The following is an 18,455-nucleotide window of genomic DNA, read 5'->3' as shown; positions in this document are numbered from 1 at the left end:
TAATTATAAACTAAAGATTTTATAATCTAACAGCTTTTGGCTGAAGTTCTATTTTCTGTTTCTTTCTAAAAACCTTAGGAGTTATGCCAACTGCTTTTTTAAAGGTTTTTGTAAAATAGGAATTGTCATAGAAATTAAAGAAGTGAGCTATTTCTTCACTACTCATATCAGTATATACTAAATACCGTTTTATTTCAATAATAAGCTTTTCATGAATAAGCTCACTAACACTTTTGCCAATAGCCTTTTTTGTAATACGATTTAGGTGTTGTGGTGTCATATAAAGTTGTGATGCATACTCAACAACACTTCTATTATTTTTATACTGCTTGTTAATTAAAGACTCTAAATTTTGTATATGCTGAGCATCCACACTAATTTTCTCTCCTTTGGATTTTTCATAAAGCCTAGATAGCTTAACTAACATAATAGTTAAATACGCCTCTAAAGCATCATATTTTAAAATAGCATCGCTATGATATTCGTTATCCATTTCGTTTAATAATCCGTATAATAAAGGCTTATCTTTTTCCAAAATATCGACCATTGGTATACTATGAAACCGGTGAAAAACAGGCAATGACTGTATCCATTGCTGCGCACCTAGTTTTAACATAAAATCCTTCTGAAAAACAATACCAAAACCTTTTTCAAAATCACCCTTCGCAGAAACAACTTGCCCAGGACTTAGAAAATAAACAGCATTCCCACTAGGCTTGTAGGTGTTAAAATCAACGCTTATTTCGCCATCACCCTCTGTAAAAAAACAAATGCCATAATCCAGATTCCTAAATGGGTTTCCGCTTTTCATATAATCAGAGACATTTTCTGCTTTAAAAATTGAAAATCCAGGATGACCTTGTCCTTCCTTAATCCCAGTTTCTTTATGAAGCTCAGGTAATCCAAAAAGTGGTATGTTTTCCATATATTTATGGTATATTTTTATTAAAAATACTATTTTTTTGAATAAATATCATCATATATAAGTAAAATGTTCAAATTATACCATAATTAAACAGATTCATACCATTATTAAGCTTCCCTACTGACTTAGTTTTGCACTCTTAAAATTGAACAACCTAAATATGATACTTAAATCTAAATCAATTATGAAAGATAAACACCTGTGGTTTACACTAAAAAGTGTTTCTGTTGTTTTGCTATTTCTTGTTGCCGTTAGCTGTGGTGGTGGTGAGAAGACTACCGCCCCAAAAGTAATTAAGGTACGCGTTATGAATGTTGGTAGCAGTACCACTAATTCTGATGCAAATATAGAGTACAACGGTACTATAGAATCTGATGTATCTATCAATGCCAGTTTTCAGGTTTCGGGAACGGTTTTGAATATCCCTGTACAAATAGGAGATTTTGTAAAGAAAAATCAATTGATCGCTCAAATAGACGGCACTGTTTACTCTAGTCAATATGAACAGCAATTGGCGCAAGAACGTTTGGCTAAAGAAAACTTTGAACGTATTAACAAGGTGTTTCAAAAGGGAAGTATTGCTGAAATTAGAATGTTAGAAGCACGTTCGCAATATGAGCAAGCTCAGGCAGCGGCAAAAATGACCTACCAGAATGTACGTCATGCCAAGATTTATGCGCCAATGGATGGTTACATCAGTAACAAGATGATGGATGCTGGCGATTTAGCACAACCGGGTCAGCCTGTAGTTGAGTTGGTAAATATCAATACAGTAAAAGCTGCACTTCCTATTCCAGATAGTGAAATCAATAATATTACTAAAGGCGATACTGCAACGGTAAATATTCCTGCCTTAAGAGATATGAATATTTCTGGTACTGTTGATGAGGTTTCAATTCAATCTAATCAGGGATCACCAGTGTACACTGCATATGTGAAACTGGGTAATTCGGATAAGAAAATAAAGCCGGGAATGACTTGTGTTGTAAACTTTAAACAGACTGTTGTTGGCACTACCAATGACGTCCAAACTATCATTATTCCTTCAGAAAGTGTTGCCGTTATGGAAGATGGAAAACATTTTGTGTACATCGTTAATGGTACCAATGCCGAAAGACGCTATGTAGATATAGGGCAGCTTTTTGATAATGGTATTGCTATTACAAAAGGATTGAGTAAAGGAGACCAACTCATTGTTTCTGGCTACCATAAGCTTACGCAGAGTACAGCGGTTGAAGTAATTAATGATTCCAAATAGCACAGTAGATGAAGAACAAAAAAAGCGGAATCATAAATTGGGCATTTAAACATGCTACCTTTCCTTTTGTACTTGTAATGTCGTTAGTTTTGATGGGTATTTATGGGCTTTTGAATATGCCCAGAAACGAATTCCCAGACTTTACCATACGTCAAGGCTTAATTATTGGGTCGTACCCAGGGGCTTCTTCTGAAAAGGTGGCTCATGAATTGACCTCAAAAGTAGAGGAGTTTCTATTTGGTTATAACGAAGTAGATAAAACAAAAACCTACTCGTATTCAAAAGATGGACTCATGTTCATCTATGTAGAGGTATCTGATAAGATTAGCCATGATGCAACAGAGCAGTTCTGGAACAAATTAAAAGCTGAAATCTTAATCTTTCAGCAGTTAAGTTTACCTCGCGATGTACAAGGGGTAATGGTAAATAGTGATTTTGGCAGTACTGCTGCTTTAGTGTTAGGTGTAGAGTCGGCAACAAGACCCTATAAAGACATTCAGCGTCATGTAGAAGATATTGAAGACGCGTTTAGACAGATAGATAATTTGGCTAAAATATCGCACTCTGGCGGACTTACAGAGCAGATTGCCGTATATGTAAATCAAGATAAATTGGCTAGTTATGGTATAACGCCACAGGCTATTACCATGAGCTTACAAAACCAAGGTGCTGTAGTTGGTTCTGGAACCTTGGAAAGCGACAAGAAGGAAAGACCTATATATCTTGAAACTACTTTAAAGTCTGAAGCTGATATCGCTCGTCAAGTAATTAAAACAGATACAAACGGTAACATTATTAGAGTTAGAGATGTTGCCCGTGTAGTTCGTGAATATGATGATCCAGACTCTTATTTGACCATTAATGGTACCAAGGGTATGATCATTACCCTAGAAATGGCTAAAAAGGGAAATATTGTTCAGTTTGGTGATGAGATAGATGAACGTTTGGATAAGATCATTAGCGAAATGCCTGCTGATATTAAAATCACCAAAATTGCAAATCAGCCAGAAGTAGTAGACCATTCCATAAGTCACTTCATGAAAGAATTCGGCTTTGCCCTAATTGGGGTTATTCTGGTTACGTTGCTATTGTTGCCATTTAGGGTAGCGTCTGTAGCCGCCGCAACGATACCAATTACAATTGCTTCTACTTTATGTGTTATGTTCTTTTTGGGTATAGAATTGAACACAGTAACCTTGGCTGCTTTAATTGTAGTATTGGGTATTGTGGTAGATGATCCTATTGTAATTATAGATAACTATGTAGAGAAGTTAGATGAAGGTATGTCTATACCTGAGGCAGCAGTAAGTAGTGCCAAAGAACTGTTCCCATCTGTATTTACGGCTACCTTGGCTATTTCCGCTACTTTTTATCCGTTGTTGTTCTTTATGGAAGGTGTAGCATCAGATTTTATTAGTGCATTCCCATATGTAATTATCATAGCATTGACTTTATCATTATTGATATCGATTCTTATTGTTCCGATGATCAATTCCATATTTATAAAAAAGGGTCTTCATGACGATCCTGCGAATAAAAACAAGGATGGAAAAAAATCGATGTTGGATCGCTTGCAAACGTTCTTTAATAAGTCGGTGAACAAAGCCATGGCTCATTATAAGATTACCATATTTTCTGGTGTTGCTGCGATAGTTATTGGCGTATTGTTGTTTAGCGGTGTTAGTCAGCAGTTGTTTCCGAAGGTAGAACGTAATCAGTTCGCCATAGAAATAAGTGTAGCTCCGGGCAATAGCTTAAAAGAAACAGCGAAAATTGTTACTGAGTTTGAAAAGATCTTGAGTGTTGATGAGCGCATAGAAAACTATACTAGCTTTATTGGTACAAGCTCGCCACGTTTTCATACGTTATATGCACCAAATCTTCCTGCTAAAAATTATGCTCAGATTTTAGTAACAACTATTGATGATGATACCACCGTTGAGGTTTTGAAAGAGTATGATGAGAAGTATGCAGATATGTATCCGCAGGCATACCTTAGAATGAAGCAATTAGACATGGCTGGTGTTAAAGCGCCCATAGAGGTTCGCTTATACGGTACCAATGTTGATGAATTAAAGAAATACGGAGATTCCATTATCAATTTTGCCCGCGCTACACCAAAAACTATTTGGAGTAGAACCGATTACGGTGATATGAAAGAGGCAGTAACCATGGACATTAAGTTTAATGAAGCTGCTCGTTTAGGTTTAAACAATAGAGCTATTGCAAATGCCGTAGCGGTTAATACTACAGGTTTAAAAGCTACCGAGATATGGGATAAAGATTATGCTATTGATGTGAAAATTTTGAGTGAGAACCAAAACCATCAAAATGTATCTGACCTTCAGCAATTATCAATTATCTCTCCGCAGAAAGGTGCTGTAATTCCGTTACGTCAAGTAGCCAATATTGCATCAGAATGGTCACAAGAAACGATTGTGAACAGAAATGGATTACGTTGTCTAACCGTACGTGTAGATATTACCAAAGATGCAGTTGCTAATGAAGTACTTGCCGAAATCATTCCTAAAATTGAAAACATTCAGTTTCCAGAGAATATACGAATTGAGTATGGAGGAGAATTTGAACTTCAAGAGGAGAACAACAAACCAATGGGGCTTTCTTTAATGCTAAGCGTAGCCCTTATTTTCTTAATCTTATTATGGCACTTTAAGAGTTTCATGCATGCCGTGTTAAGTTTCATTACTATGCCATTAAGTATTTTTGGTGCGGCTGTTGGGTTGTTGTTAATGCAGTATCCGTTCGGGTTTACGTCTTTCTTAGGTCTTTTGGCTTTATGTGGAATTGTAGTACGAAACGGAATTATATTAATCGATTATGCCGATGAACTTCGCCACTTACACCATTATAGTGTGAAGAAAGCAGCTATTCTTGCTGCAGAAAGACGTATGCGTCCTATTTTCTTGACATCTTCTGCCGCTGCAGTTGGGGTAATACCTATGATTGCAAGTCGCTCTAGTCTTTGGGGACCTTTGGGAACTGTTATCGCATTCGGATTAATGTTTTCCATGGTGCTTACCCTTTTCGTATTGCCCGTATTGTATTGGTTGTTCTTTAGAAAAGAAGATGATGAGAATTCGATTAAAGACCCCGTTAATGCTGAATTTTAATAGAAGAATAGTAGTAATGAAATATATAAAATCACATCATATAGTCATAAATAAATTCCAGTTGTTGTCCGTAATCGGGATGATGCTTCTGGGATTGAATATCTCTTTTGCGCAACAAATAACTTTAGAAGAAAGTCAAGAGGCCGCACTTAAACATAGCAATGCGATTAAGAATGGTTTATTGACCATTGAAAAGTCTGAAGCTTTTAAGCGTGAAATGGTTGCCAATTATTTTCCTAATGTTGAGGCAAGCGCCATAGGACTTTATGCTCCGAACGACTTAATTAGTCCTATTGAAGGAATCTTACCTAACGGAATAGATAATCTATATAGCGCCAGTGCCATGGCAACTGAGGTTATTTATGCCGGAGGAAAAATTAGAACCGCGAATGCGCTTGCAGATATACAGATGGAAACCTCAACAATTAGAACAGAGCAAGCGGTAGATTCGGTTTTGTTAGTGACAGAAAAAAAGTTCTGGCAATTGGTGCAATTGCAAGAACAACAGAAAGTTATAGAAACGAACGAAGCCTATTTAGATGAGCTTTTAAAGCAACAACAAGATTTATTGGAAGCTGGTTTAATTGCAAAAAATCAATTGTTGCAGGTAAAAGTAAACCGTAGCGAATTGCTTTTAAATAAGAGCAAGCTAGAGAATATGCGAAAACTGGCACTGTTAGATTTTTCTCTGTATGTAGGTGTTGCTTATGCCTCAGATATGATAGCTAGCGCTGATTTTAAAAATATTGCGCCGCCAGAATTGAAGTATAGCGAACCAGATTTAGATTTAAATGGAAACAGCAATTACCAGCTTCTTGAAAAATCGATTTCTGCAAGTAGCCTACAAACAAAAATGGCAAAGGCATATTTATTACCCTCTTTTGCTATTGGTGTAAGTGCTTTAGAATTTGGTTCTTTTGATAATTCTATTAACAGTCAATTTACTGGATTAGCTTTTGGCACATTAAGTATACCTATTTCAGATTGGTGGGGTAGTGGTAAGCAAAGAGTAAAGCAAGAAAAAATACAGGAAGAGATTACCAAAAACAATAGAGAAGACGGTATTGACCAGTTAAAAGTCGCAATAACACAAAGCTGGTACGATTTGGTCAATGCTCATGAGCAAATAACCTATGCGTTAGAAAACAAGCAACTGGCAGAAGAAAATTTAAAGGTAAACCGTGATAATTATGATAACGGGTTAAGCGGACTTACAGATTTGTTAGATGCTCAGGCAATGGCACAAAATGCACAGTCCAACCTAATAAATGCCTATACCAATTTTGAAAACAAAGAGATTACATTTTTGTACAGAACAGATCAATTGGTAGCACCTTCATTAGAGAGTTTAAAAGAGTAATATTCTATAATAGGAATTTTATAAATTTATTAATGTAATAAGATGACCGCATTGGTTAAGTCTTACAGCTTCATATGAAGAAAAAGCAGATTTTTAGAATATTGACGCTGGCTTTAATGTGGTTTATTGCTATTATCGCATTTGACGCAGTATTGAACATAAAGGTTTTTCAAAGTGGAGATTGGCTTCCTTATTTTGAATATACGTTTAAAACTGTTTTACCAATTATCATTTTTTATTGTTTTTTAATAAGCATTAGCGAAGTGTATTTCTTAAGCTCAATGCTTCGCGATTACCCATTTGCGGTAATGGTATTGATTAAGGCTGTTTTGCAATTTGTGGTTATATATGCCATTCATTTAATAGGGACTTATGTAATTACTGAAATAATGCCGTTGAGTAGCAATGCTGCCGTTAATTCACATTATGCCTATTTAGGAGCATCACTTAACGGTTTCTATATTGCCTATTTCTTTGTTGTTAGTTTTCACTTTAGCCTGTATGCCCAGATTTCTCGAAAATTTGGGTCTACCAATCTTTATGATATTATAATGGGTACGTATTTTAGACCAAAAGAAGCACAGCGAATTTTTATGTTTCTAGATCTAAACCAATCTACCACAATAGCGGAAGAGATTGGTCATTTAAAATATAGTAGGCTTATTCAAAAATGCTTTACAAAACTAACCCATCATATTGATAATTATGATGCGGAGGTTTATCAATATGTAGGTGATGAAGCAGTTCTTACTTGGCAAGTTTCTGATGACAAAGCGGCAAATAAATGTTTAGATCTTTATCTTAATTTTAGAGATACTTTAATCAATTCAGCTCCAGAATTTGAAAAGGAATTTGGTTTGGTGCCTAAATTTAAAACAGGTATTAGCTTTGGCACTGTTGCCGTTGCTGAGGTTGGAGACTACAAGAGGGACATTGCCTACCACGGTACGGTTCTAAATACCGGAGCGCGTTTATGTCAACTGTGTAAAGAGATACAAGAAGATATACTTTTCTCTTCTGAGTTTTATGCTCTGCTGAATACTAAAGGCCATTTATTGGACTATGTAGGCGATTACATGCTTACCGGAAGAAGAACCTTGGAAAAAGTCTACCGACACCACTAAAAGATATAATCTTGTTTAAAAAAGTATGAAATTAACTCTATTAGAACATTTAGTATTATAATCCATAAGCATCTGTAGTTGTGCTTTTCATGTACGCTTTTGCAGCATGACCAATGTCATTTTTTCTAAGTATCGAGCAAAATATATTTGAAGAATGTAAAGAACAAAGAATGTACTTGTTGTACTTCTTATTACTGTTTTTTTATAGTCTAGAAATAAAATCTCTTTATCATGAAAAACATTCTACTACCCACCGACTTTTCTGAAAATGCGTCAAATGCCATAGAATATGCAGTACACCTTTTTAAAAATGAAGCTTGTACTTTTTACGTACTTCATGCATATACATTTGCTCCATCATCGGCTTATACTAAAATTACTGCTGAAGAAGATTTAAATAAAATTGTTACTTCGTTACAGGCGAAAAATGTCAAACATGAACACCGTTTTGAAACTATTATGGTGACAGATACACTACTTAGTATTTTTAATAAAACAATTAACGATTATGACATAGATTGCGTAGTAATGGGAACGAAAGGTACTTCTGCGGTTAAAGAAATATTCTTGGGCAGCAACACTATGGATATCATTAGATATATGCACACCTGTCCGGTAATCGCCATACCCCCAAAATATGTGAATAATGAACTATTGGAAATCGTTCTTGCAACGGACTTAAAACATACTTTCAATAATTTTGAACTCGCACCATTAAAAAGAATTACGCAATTAAGCAATGCCACATTAAATATAGCACACATTAAAACTAAAGAAACATTAACCAACATTCAGAGTTCGAATAAAGTGCTCTTACGAAAAGCATTAAAAAATATAAGACACCAGTTTTTTGAAGTTGAACCACAAGGTTCTATTGCCACAACAATATATAAACTTGAAAAAGAAAATAGCAACATCGGCATGGTAGCTTTATTGAAAACGAAACATGGTTTTTTTGAAACTCTTACAAAAGAAGCCGTTCTAAAAAATATGGTTTATAAAACAGAAGTTCCTCTATTGGTGCTTCCAGTAATCGAATAAAATTAGTGTAGATTTACTTTTTTAGCACCATAAAATACCCCACGCTACACTTTATCAAACTGACTTAAAGATTAAATTAAGTTAAAGGTTTATATGACTAAAATCATATTTTTACTGCGTGATTTTAGATATTTTTATATTATTAATTCAACGAATTTTATAAAACTATTATCATGAATAAAGAAGTAATTTACAACGTCGATTTACATTTTGAACATGAATTATGGAACTCAGAACTTGCATTTTGGCAAGATGAATTAAAATCATTTAACAATAGGTTAGGTGAACTTGTAAATCGCTGGACAGACAAAGATGTGCTTGCGCAACTTGAACACTACCAAAATGAGTTTATTTTGCATGGTAATGTTATTTCTAACATACAAGAAACCATAGATGAACACGAAATAAATATTGCTGGTCATTCATCAAATGGATCTGAATCAATTGATATACCATTGGTTAAAAAACATTTAGAATTGCGCAATAAAATGGAAACACAACGAGAAATTTATGCTGCGCTAAAAAAAGACTTCTTTCGGTTTCTATCAAAATATATGTAACGAATTATATTTAACATGTCTGTATTTAAAATACCCAAGCAAAAAGAACTAAAAAGGTACGCTAGCTTATTTAACGTCCTCGCCAAATATGGTTTTGAGGACGTTTTGGTAAGTAGTGGTATTCATAAGGCTATTCCGAAAAGTTATTTGAACGGACACCCAGCTACAGAAAAAAATCTTTCTTTTTCCACATACGAGCGCATTCGTATGGTACTTGAAGAACTCGGACCCAGTTATGTAAAGCTTGGGCAAATCTTTAGTAATAGAGAAGATATGCTTCCCCCAGAACTTATAAAAGAACTGGAAAAATTACAAGATCATGTGCCGCAATTAAAGAATTTTAATGTACAGAAAACTATAGAAGATGAACTGAAAATTAATTTATCCGATTACTTCATAAATATCAATCCAGAACCGCTGGCAGCAGCTTCTTTAGCTCAAGTACACAGAGCTCAACTTATTAATGGAGATGAAGTAGTACTCAAAATTCAACGCCCCAATATTAAGGAAGTTATAGAATCTGACCTTCTTGTTATGAAGCAGGTTGCTAGCAACTTAGAAAAATATAGCAGTCAGGCTAAAGCCTTTCAACCAATACGCATTGTAGCCTCTTTTGAACAAAGTATTCGTGAAGAACTCCATTTTTTACGAGAGATGGACAATACAGAAAGGTTTGCCAAAAATTTTGAGGGTAATGAAATGATTCATGTTCCACTAGTTTACAGGCAGCTATCTACAGACAATATTATTTGCATGGAGTATATGGAGGGTATTAAAGTGTCTGAAATCAATACTTTAATATCGGCAAATATCGACCCAACCGCTGTAGCAAAGGTTGGTGTTGATTTGTATATAGAACAAGTTTTAGAACACGGTTTCTTTCATGCGGACCCTCATCCTGGAAACATTCTTGTGTTGCCGCATACGGGTCAAATTTGTTTTTTAGATTTTGGAATGATGGGTACCGTTCTACCTAATGATAAAGAATCGCTTAACAATCTTTTGCTCTATTTTATTCGAAAAGATGTCAAAAAAATGATAAAACTGCTTGAAAAAATTGCAGTTAAAACTGACATTCAAGATTATAAAAAATTAGAGCAAGAGCTTTACGATCTTGTTTCAGGCATTAGCGACACAGCCATTCAAAGTGTGAAAATCGGAACTATTCTCACTCAATTCAAAACTGTTCTGTATGAGAATAACATTATTTTACCTCATTATCTTTATATGTTGATTAGGGGCTTAATTATCATTGAAGGTGTTGGACGTAAACTAGATCCCAATTTCAACATTACTGAAAACCTCAAACCATATACTTCAAAAATTGTAAGAAAGAGATTTGGCCTTAAGCGATTGTTTAAAAAGAATCTTGGTCGCCTACAAGATATTAGTGACCTCGCAGACACTTTACCAGATGATATTAATGCTATCTTAAAGAAAATAAAAGATGGCAAACTGGTGGTAATACACGAACACAAAGGACTTAAAGAATTTCAGAAAGCAACTAGCAAATCAGTTAACCGATTAGTTTTCGCAGTTATTATTGCTGCCCTTTCAATAGGCTCTTCAATTTTAGTTATGGCGCAAATGCCACCATTGGTTTACGGCATTCCACTATTGGGTGCAATTGGATTTTCACTATCTGCCATTTTGGGTTTCTACATTATTATATCCATATTTAGAAATAGTCAATTTTAAATTGTGATATGATAAAATTCGAAAGTGTATATCAATTTATGGATAGTTACATTTTAGGTGTACTCATTAGTATGGGTATTGGATTGATTATAGGCTTAGAAAGAGAGTATGACAAAATAAAAGATCAAGGGTTTGCTGGTATTCGCACTTTCCCTATTGTTGCTATTCTTGGTTTTACAGTAGAAAATCTAACCGATAAATTTACTGATTGGTTTTTAATCATTGGTTTCGCTTCTTTTATTCTGTTTTTAGCATTCAATCATATTTCCCAAAAACAAGAAGAATATGATAAAGGTTTAACTACAAACTTGGCCTTAATTGCCACATTTGTTTTAGGGGTTATGGTATCTGCAGAATATTTTAGAGATGCTGTAGCCACTTCAGTTATTATAGTTACACTACTATCCTTAAAAACCAGATTCAGAATTGTTATCAGTAATATAACCTCTGAAGAGCTTTTTGCCTTCATCAAATTCTCTATTATAGCACTGTTAATTTTACCTTTTTTACCCAATAAAAACTACGGAGCTAATGAATTATTAAATCCATTTGAAATAGGATCTATAGTCGTTATCGTATCATTTTTAAATTTTATAGGCTACTTTTTAGTTAAATACATAGGTTCTAAAAGAGGTATTTTATTAACAGCAATACTTGGAGGCTTAATATCGAGCACTGCTGTTACCTGGAGTTATGCTTCGCGCAGTCAAGAATCTCCTGAATTATCAGAAAAATATGCTGCCGGTATAATTATTGCCTCGGCAATCATGTTCCCAAGATTAGCCTTTTTGGTATATATTTTTAATAGTTCTCTATTGATGTATTTAGCTATTCCATTCTCAATACTAACTTTAATATGCATTGTGGTATCGGTTATATTGGTTAAGAGAGACACCAAAAAACCAGACACCAATCTTAAGTTAGGAAATCCGCCTAATGTACTTAACGCAATAGGCTTCGGTGCTATTTATGTTATAATTCTATTTGCAGTTTTCTATAGCAATCAGTTTTTTGGCGAAAGTGGATTATATTATTCCGCTTTAATTTCTGGCCTTGCAGATACCGATGCAATAACAATAAGCATGGCCAAATTTTCTTTGGACTCAGAGAAATTAAAGTTAGGAGCCTCTGTTATTACCGCTGCAATTTTAAGTAATATGCTGGTAAAATTAGGCATTAGTCTCTTTAAAGGTTCGAAGGTAACAGGAAAGCTTATTACTTACACCTTTGGTTCTATAATTTTAGTTGGGGTTATATACATTCTCGTTAATCACAACTAATTGCCAAAAATAACAACACCACTATTTACAATCAAACAGCTTTTAGGACCTTTTGATTATTTCCGTTTAAATGCAAAATAAGAACAAGTCTCATCACTTGCATTACGAACATCATGAAATAATTAAGAATACAAAAGATATCAATCTAACTATAAAGATCAAGCAATATAGCAGCCGGATATAAGGTCTTATAAAAACTGTACTAAAACCACCTTTTACTTATATCCAATAAAAAAGCCTCTCAGTTTCCTGAAAGGCTTCTCTTTGTACAGGCGGAGAGACTCGAACTCTCACACCTTGCGGCACTAGATCCTAAGTCTAGCGTGTCTACCAATTCCACCACGCCTGCATATTTCAAAATCATTCTTTTGCAACAATTCTGCAAAAGGAGTGCAAATATATAGTAAAAATCTTATTCACTAAATATTAGAGAAGTAAAAAAACTTCTTTTTTGTAACTTTGATTCCAATTTAAAACATAATAAATGCAAGATATATCAGCATATATCAGTCAAAACAAAGATCGTTTTATAACTGAACTCATTGAACTTTTAAAAATACCCTCTATTAGCGCTGATCCAGCATATGCTAAAGATGTAGTTAGAACAGCAGAAGAAGTAAAAAATAGTCTTGTTGTCGCGGGTTGCGATACTGTTGAAATTTGCGAAACTGCAGGATACCCTATCGTTTACGCAGAAAAAATTATTGACCCTAATTTACCAACAATACTTGTTTATGGTCATTATGATGTGCAACCGCCAGACCCTATAGAATTATGGGATTCACCACCATTTGAGCCTGTTATTAAAAAAACAGCAATACACCCAGATGGTGCTATTTTTGCTCGAGGTGCCTGCGATGACAAAGGACAAATGTACATGCATGTTAAGGCTTTTGAATATATGATTAAGTCCAACAACCTGCCTTGCAATGTAAAATTCATGATTGAAGGTGAAGAAGAAGTAGGTAGCGATAACCTCGGACTTTTTGTTGCAGCAAATCGTGAGAAATTAGCTAACGATATTATTCTAATATCGGATACTAGTATGATTGCAAACGACGTGCCTAGTATTAGTACTGGTCTTCGTGGATTAAGTTATGTAGAAGTTGAAGTTACAGGCCCCAACAAAGACTTACACAGTGGTGTTTATGGTGGTGCTGTTGCTAACCCGATTAATATTCTAGCCAAAATGATTGCATCATTACAAGATGATCAGAATAGAATTACTATTCCAGGATTTTACGATAAAGTTCAAGATCTATCGGATGCCGAACGCGCTAAAATGGCTGAAGCTCCTTTTTCATTAGAAGACTACAAAAAAGATTTAGATATCGATGCCGTTTATGGTGAAGAAGGCTATACAACTAACGAGCGAAATTCTATTCGACCAACCTTAGATGTCAATGGAATATGGGGAGGGTATATTGGTGAAGGTGCTAAAACAGTTTTACCTAGTAAAGCCTTCGCAAAAATATCGATGCGTCTGGTACCAAACCAAGATTGGGTAGCCATTACCGAGCTTTTTAAAAAACATTTTCTTTCTATTGCGCCAAAAGGAGTGCGTGTAAAAGTTACGCCACATCATGGTGGTCAGGGCTATGTAACACCAATTGATAGTCTTGGTTATGCGGCGGCTGAAAAAGCATATGAAAAAACATTTAACAAAAAACCACTTCCGCAACGTGGTGGTGGTAGTATTCCTATTGTTGCACTTTTTGAAGAAGAATTAAAAAGCAAAACAATTTTAATGGGCTTTGGTCTAGACAGTGATGTTATTCACTCACCCAATGAACATTTTGGCGTATGGAATTATTTAAAAGGAATTGAGACAATACCATATTTCTATAAGTACTATACAGAAATGACAAAAGCTCAATAAATAGAATTAGGTGTTTTAATTAGCGGTTACACTTTAATTAATACACCTAATTTATCTTATAACTTCTTAACGTACTTCGTAATAATCACAATTTGAGTTGGTCCTACTTTGCCTTCAATAAATTCGGCATTTTCACGATCCAATGATATTCTTCTTACAGCAGTACCCTGTTTTGCAACCAAACTACTTCCTTTAACCTTTAGGTCTTTAACTAGAACTACACTATCACCGTTCTCCAAAATCACTCCGTTTACATCGCGGTGAATAATCTTTTCGCTTTCAGCCAAACCTTCACCGGTAGCCTTAGCCCAAAGTAGTGTTTCATCTTCTAGGTAAAGCATATCTAACAAATCTTTTGGCCAACCTTCTCCTTTTAATCGAGAAAGCATACGCCAGGCAATAACTTTTACGGCCTCGTGCTCACTCCACATACTATCATTTAAACACCTCCAATGATTAGCATCGGTAGTATCGGCATATTCAATTTGTCCAATACATGTTTTACACCCTAAAAGACTACCATCTAAACCCCCGGTAGATTTAGGTTGCACTTCATATACATCTAAATTTTCTGTGGCCGCACAAAGCTCACAAACATTGCCGCTTCTATTCTGTAATTCTTCTAATAAACTCATTGATTAAATTTTTGACGGTATAAACTTATGGCTTTATTAGGAATCACATCGATTGTTATGCATCAAATTTAGACAGATCGTACTATTATTCACTTTTTTTCGTTCTTAAATGACTGTAAATAGCCTACTTCCCATGATAATTTCAGAACAAAAAACCTCCTTATTTTTTAAGCTAAGTATTTCTATTACCGTATTAGGTGCTCTTTTAAAATATGCGTCTTGGCCTTTGATTTTGTTTGGAGCAATAGGAATGGTCTTATTTCATGGCATTGAATTTTTTCAAAAACAACAGCGCTTACCACTAGATTACTCTAGATACATACTAATTATAGTGTTTTTGTGTAATTATTTATTCAGTGTATTAAGTCTTCCCTATAGCAATGTTCTAAGCACACTTACCAAAGTATCCCTTATTGCCTTTCTATTACTTTATATTAAAAAAATAGTATCCGACAATCGGGAGGATTCTGAAAACAACGATTTACTAGCCAATTTAAGTACAGAAAAATTATCTTATATGCTAGCTGATTTAGCCACGGTTTACATCGTATTAGCCTCTTTATTTAAAATACTTCATTGGGGCTTTGGAATGATCAATAGTAATTTTTTATTAGTCATTGGTCTGTTAACTGCCTTAGTCTCAATTTTAACGAGCTCTAAGAACTTCAGTAAATAAGCAAACATTACCCTACCATTCCATAATATTAAAAGTAAAATCATATTTTTTTAATTCTACATTTGTAGAATTAGAATATTTATTCTATGTTTGTAGAACAACATTGCCTACAGTACAAAAACATAGCATATGCAATTATCTAAATCTGAAGAAGAACTAATGAATATTTTATGGAAGCAGAAAAAAGCTTTTATGAAAGATTTAATTGAAGTATATCCAGATCCAAAACCAGCCACCACAACTATTGCTACACTTCTAAAACGTATGACCGATAAAGGTTTCATAGCCTATAATAGCTTTGGACGTTCGAGAGAATACTACCCATTAGTAAAAAAGAAAGCCTACTTCTCGAAACATGTAAACGGACTTATTAAAAATTTCTTTGATGATAGTCCTACCCAATTTGCTTCCTTCTTTACACAAGAAACTAATCTTTCGAAAAAAGAATTAGAAGACTTAAAGAAGTTGATAGACAACGAAATTAAAAACAAATAGTCATGCTTATCTATATCTTAAAATCGGCTGCATGCCTGGCTATATTACTCCTATTCTACAAGGTCTTTTTGGAGAATGAAAACATGCATGTATTTAAGCGTTTTTATTTATTGGGCGCATTACTTTTTGCATTTATTGCGCCAGCTATTGTTTTTACAGAATACATAGAAGTTGCTCCAATAAACTATGAGAATTTAAATGTTTCGCCAATTTCTTATGGTAATACGCCTTTAAAAGAAACACCCGAAACTGTCGACTTTTTCACAATATTTTGGGTAGTATATAGTGCGGGAGTTCTTTTCTTCGGTATAATATTCTTAAAAAACCTAACCCATATATTAAAACGAATTCAACGAAATCCGAACTATCGAGAATCAAGTTTTATTCATGTTTTATTACATGAAAAACTACCACCACATACCTTTTTAAAATACATATTTCTGAATAAAAAGAAGTTCGAAGAAAACACAATTCCTAAGGAAGTGTTACTACACGAAGAAACGCATGCACGCGAAAAACACAGTTTAGATGTGCTTTTTATTGAAATACTTCAAGTTCTTTTTTGGTTTAATCCAATGTTCTATTTCTATAAAAAAGCCATTAAGCTTAATCACGAATTTTTAGCAGATCAAGCTGTTCTTAATACAAAAATCGACACTGTTACGTATCAGAACACCCTTTTATCGTTTTTGTCATCCAAAAACGATAGAAGACAACAATCAATTTTGTCGAGTGCCATCAATTATTCATCAATCAAAAAACGATTTACAATCATGAAAACAAAAACATCAAAAAAATCAGTATTTATTCGAAGTTTATTATTGTTACCCTTATTGGCAATAATGCTTTATGGGTTTAGCAATAAGGAAATAATACAAGTAGAGAAAAGTACGACAGTAGAAAATCAAATTTTAAAACTGCAAGAAAAGGCCACGCCCGAAATGGTATTTAACTTCAACAAATTGGCGAAAAAATATAATGCTATTCCAATAGAAATTAGGGCAATACCAATTAATGATTTAAAAACCCTCGAACAGATTTATCGAAAGATGTCGCAGAATCAAAAGCAAAGTGCACAACCTTTTCCTGAATGCGCACAGCTAGATGCTACCAAAGAAGAAATCAATGAATATAATGCCTTAGCAAAAAAATATAATGCTATGCTCGAGGGTGACCATTTTACCATTCACATGCCCGATGTAGAACGAATAAAAGAGCTCTACAACTCAATGACAGAAACCCAGCGTAAGAATGCAGAGCCATTTCCCGATTTTCCAGAACCTCCTGCTATGCCTGCTCCTCCAACACCTCCTAACACTGTGAAAGAAGTAGCGTCAGAAATTAAAAATTCACATGATTCAATATCAGTTCAAGATCACTTCATAACTGAACAGTACTTTCAAACGGATTATCCCGCTGCTCCTAACTTAGCCTTTAGAGAAAATGATAAACCATTATCAAATAAAGTTCAGAAAGCTATTAACATCTTTGTAAAACAGAAAAAAAAGTATCACGCATTAATTGACAAGCAACTCAAGATCAAAAAAGTAGATAGAACTAAAATTGAAACTAGCTACAATAAACTTTTAGAAGCTTATGACGATTATAAAGTGCTAGCAATTGAAGAAGGCGTTTTTGCACAGGCATCACCTGCTTTTGGGAGAAAAATAAAACTACAGGCGCCAAAAGCTCCTAATAAATCACCCCACCCCCCTGTTTCGCCAGAAATTGGAGATAAAGCATTTGCAGAAAAGCAAATTAAAGAGATTGTAGAAACTCAAGATCCTTATGATAATGTAAGCATGCAGATTGATTCTAGAGCTAATAAGCTTAGTTCAAATATTAATAGTCATTATACTCCACCAAAACCACAAACACCCCCCAAGGCAAAAAGCTATGTAAATATTCCGGCTACACCCGAACAAACGACTAATCTATTGCGTGATAAACTGAGAAGCAATAGAACAAATGGTGATATTATTGCTGTCGAAACTCTAGGCAATAAGTTTTACTTGAATACACCACCTCCTCCAACCCCACCTAACCCAGTAGATTTAGCCATCGAACTAGCAAAAAAAGATGCTACCTTCTATTACAAAAAGAAGAAGATTTCATCTGATGAAGCTATAGAAATATTAAAGAAAAATGAAGATTTAAGTATGCAAGTTTCTAAAGCTAAAAACGGAAAACATATTGTAAAAATTGATACACATTTTTAAAATCAAAATTGTAGGAAAATTTAAGCCTCGATTTTCGAGGCTTTTTTTTGTAACATTTTGTTTCATCTTTAGTCTAACAAACAAAATGCTTTTGTTTCTAATCAAAACAAGTATATAAAAGCATACCAAATAAGCACTTCATTTTAAATTAAATGAGGTAGCTGTTTGGGTTTC

Annotated in this window: 14 protein-coding genes and 1 tRNA gene; 12 read left to right on the top strand and 3 right to left on the bottom strand. The window is 34.4% G+C overall.

Annotation, left to right across the window (positions count from 1 at the left end):
* Positions 1–19 precede the first annotated feature (19 nt).
* On the bottom strand, positions 20–925 hold the full coding sequence (locus UH7x_RS10030; protein ID WP_482359801.1) for a helix-turn-helix domain-containing protein: 906 nt from the start codon (positions 923–925) through the stop codon (positions 20–22).
* Positions 926–1,109: 184 nt separating this feature from the next.
* Here UH7x_RS10030 and UH7x_RS10025 point away from each other — a divergent pair, with 184 nt between their 5' ends.
* The 8 genes from UH7x_RS10025 (at position 1,110) to UH7x_RS09990 (ending at position 12,377) form a co-directional block, all read left to right on the top strand.
* Complete coding sequence (locus UH7x_RS10025; protein WP_482359800.1) at positions 1,110–2,183, top strand: efflux RND transporter periplasmic adaptor subunit; 1,074 nt, start codon at positions 1,110–1,112, stop codon at positions 2,181–2,183.
* Positions 2,184–2,191: 8 nt separating this feature from the next.
* Positions 2,192–5,314, top strand: a complete 3,123-nt coding sequence (locus UH7x_RS10020; RefSeq protein ID WP_482359799.1) for an efflux RND transporter permease subunit — start codon at positions 2,192–2,194, stop codon at positions 5,312–5,314.
* A 16-nt stretch (positions 5,315–5,330) separates the two neighbouring features.
* Positions 5,331–6,674: a TolC family protein gene (locus UH7x_RS10015; protein WP_482359798.1), complete on the top strand. Its 1,344-nt coding sequence runs from the start codon at positions 5,331–5,333 to the stop codon at positions 6,672–6,674.
* 74 nt (positions 6,675–6,748) lie between these two features.
* A complete protein-coding gene (locus UH7x_RS10010; protein WP_482359797.1) occupies positions 6,749–7,798 on the top strand; it encodes an adenylate/guanylate cyclase domain-containing protein in 1,050 nt (349 codons plus the stop codon).
* 231 nt (positions 7,799–8,029) lie between these two features.
* Positions 8,030–8,839 (top strand): universal stress protein, encoded by an 810-nt coding sequence (locus UH7x_RS10005; protein WP_482359796.1) that lies wholly within the window; start codon positions 8,030–8,032, stop codon positions 8,837–8,839.
* Positions 8,840–9,012: 173 nt separating this feature from the next.
* The gene (locus UH7x_RS10000; protein WP_482359795.1) at positions 9,013–9,399 is read left to right on the top strand and encodes a hypothetical protein; all 387 of its coding nucleotides are present in this window, start codon (positions 9,013–9,015) and stop codon (positions 9,397–9,399) included.
* A gap of 15 nt (positions 9,400–9,414) precedes the next feature.
* Complete coding sequence (locus UH7x_RS09995; protein WP_482359794.1) at positions 9,415–11,097, top strand: ABC1 kinase family protein; 1,683 nt, start codon at positions 9,415–9,417, stop codon at positions 11,095–11,097.
* An 8-nt stretch (positions 11,098–11,105) separates the two neighbouring features.
* Positions 11,106–12,377 (top strand): MgtC/SapB family protein, encoded by a 1,272-nt coding sequence (locus UH7x_RS09990; protein ID WP_482359793.1) that lies wholly within the window; start codon positions 11,106–11,108, stop codon positions 12,375–12,377.
* A gap of 267 nt (positions 12,378–12,644) precedes the next feature.
* Here the strand turns inward: UH7x_RS09990 and UH7x_RS09985 are convergent.
* Positions 12,645–12,726: transfer RNA gene (locus UH7x_RS09985), tRNA-Leu, on the bottom strand.
* A 135-nt stretch (positions 12,727–12,861) separates the two neighbouring features.
* On the opposite strand from UH7x_RS09985, the gene UH7x_RS09980 reads away from it, so the two are divergent.
* Positions 12,862–14,256: a dipeptidase gene (locus tag UH7x_RS09980; RefSeq protein WP_482359792.1), complete on the top strand. Its 1,395-nt coding sequence runs from the start codon at positions 12,862–12,864 to the stop codon at positions 14,254–14,256.
* Positions 14,257–14,312: 56 nt separating this feature from the next.
* Here the strand turns inward: UH7x_RS09980 and UH7x_RS09975 are convergent, their stop codons facing one another.
* Positions 14,313–14,891: a PhnA domain-containing protein gene (locus tag UH7x_RS09975; RefSeq protein ID WP_482359791.1), complete on the bottom strand. Its 579-nt coding sequence runs from the start codon at positions 14,889–14,891 to the stop codon at positions 14,313–14,315.
* 133 nt (positions 14,892–15,024) lie between these two features.
* Here UH7x_RS09975 and UH7x_RS09970 point away from each other — a divergent pair, with 133 nt between their 5' ends.
* The 3 genes from UH7x_RS09970 to UH7x_RS09960 all read left to right on the top strand — a co-directional run bounded on the left by UH7x_RS09970 (position 15,025) and on the right by UH7x_RS09960 (position 18,281).
* Positions 15,025–15,567 carry a hypothetical protein gene (locus UH7x_RS09970; RefSeq protein ID WP_482359790.1) on the top strand — a complete coding sequence of 181 codons (543 nt, stop codon included), beginning with the start codon at positions 15,025–15,027 and terminating at the stop codon, positions 15,565–15,567.
* Positions 15,568–15,696: 129 nt separating this feature from the next.
* A complete protein-coding gene (locus UH7x_RS09965; protein WP_482359789.1) occupies positions 15,697–16,062 on the top strand; it encodes a BlaI/MecI/CopY family transcriptional regulator in 366 nt (121 codons plus the stop codon).
* A gap of 2 nt (positions 16,063–16,064) precedes the next feature.
* Complete coding sequence (locus UH7x_RS09960) at positions 16,065–18,281, top strand: M56 family metallopeptidase (protein ID WP_482359788.1); 2,217 nt, start codon at positions 16,065–16,067, stop codon at positions 18,279–18,281.
* Positions 18,282–18,455: the final 174 nt, after the last annotated feature.

It is taken from the genome of Aurantibacter sp. UH7 (genome assembly GCF_056839165.1).
The sequence above is the reverse complement of the archived record's forward strand: the minus strand, read 5'-3'. Positions and strand labels throughout refer to the sequence as shown.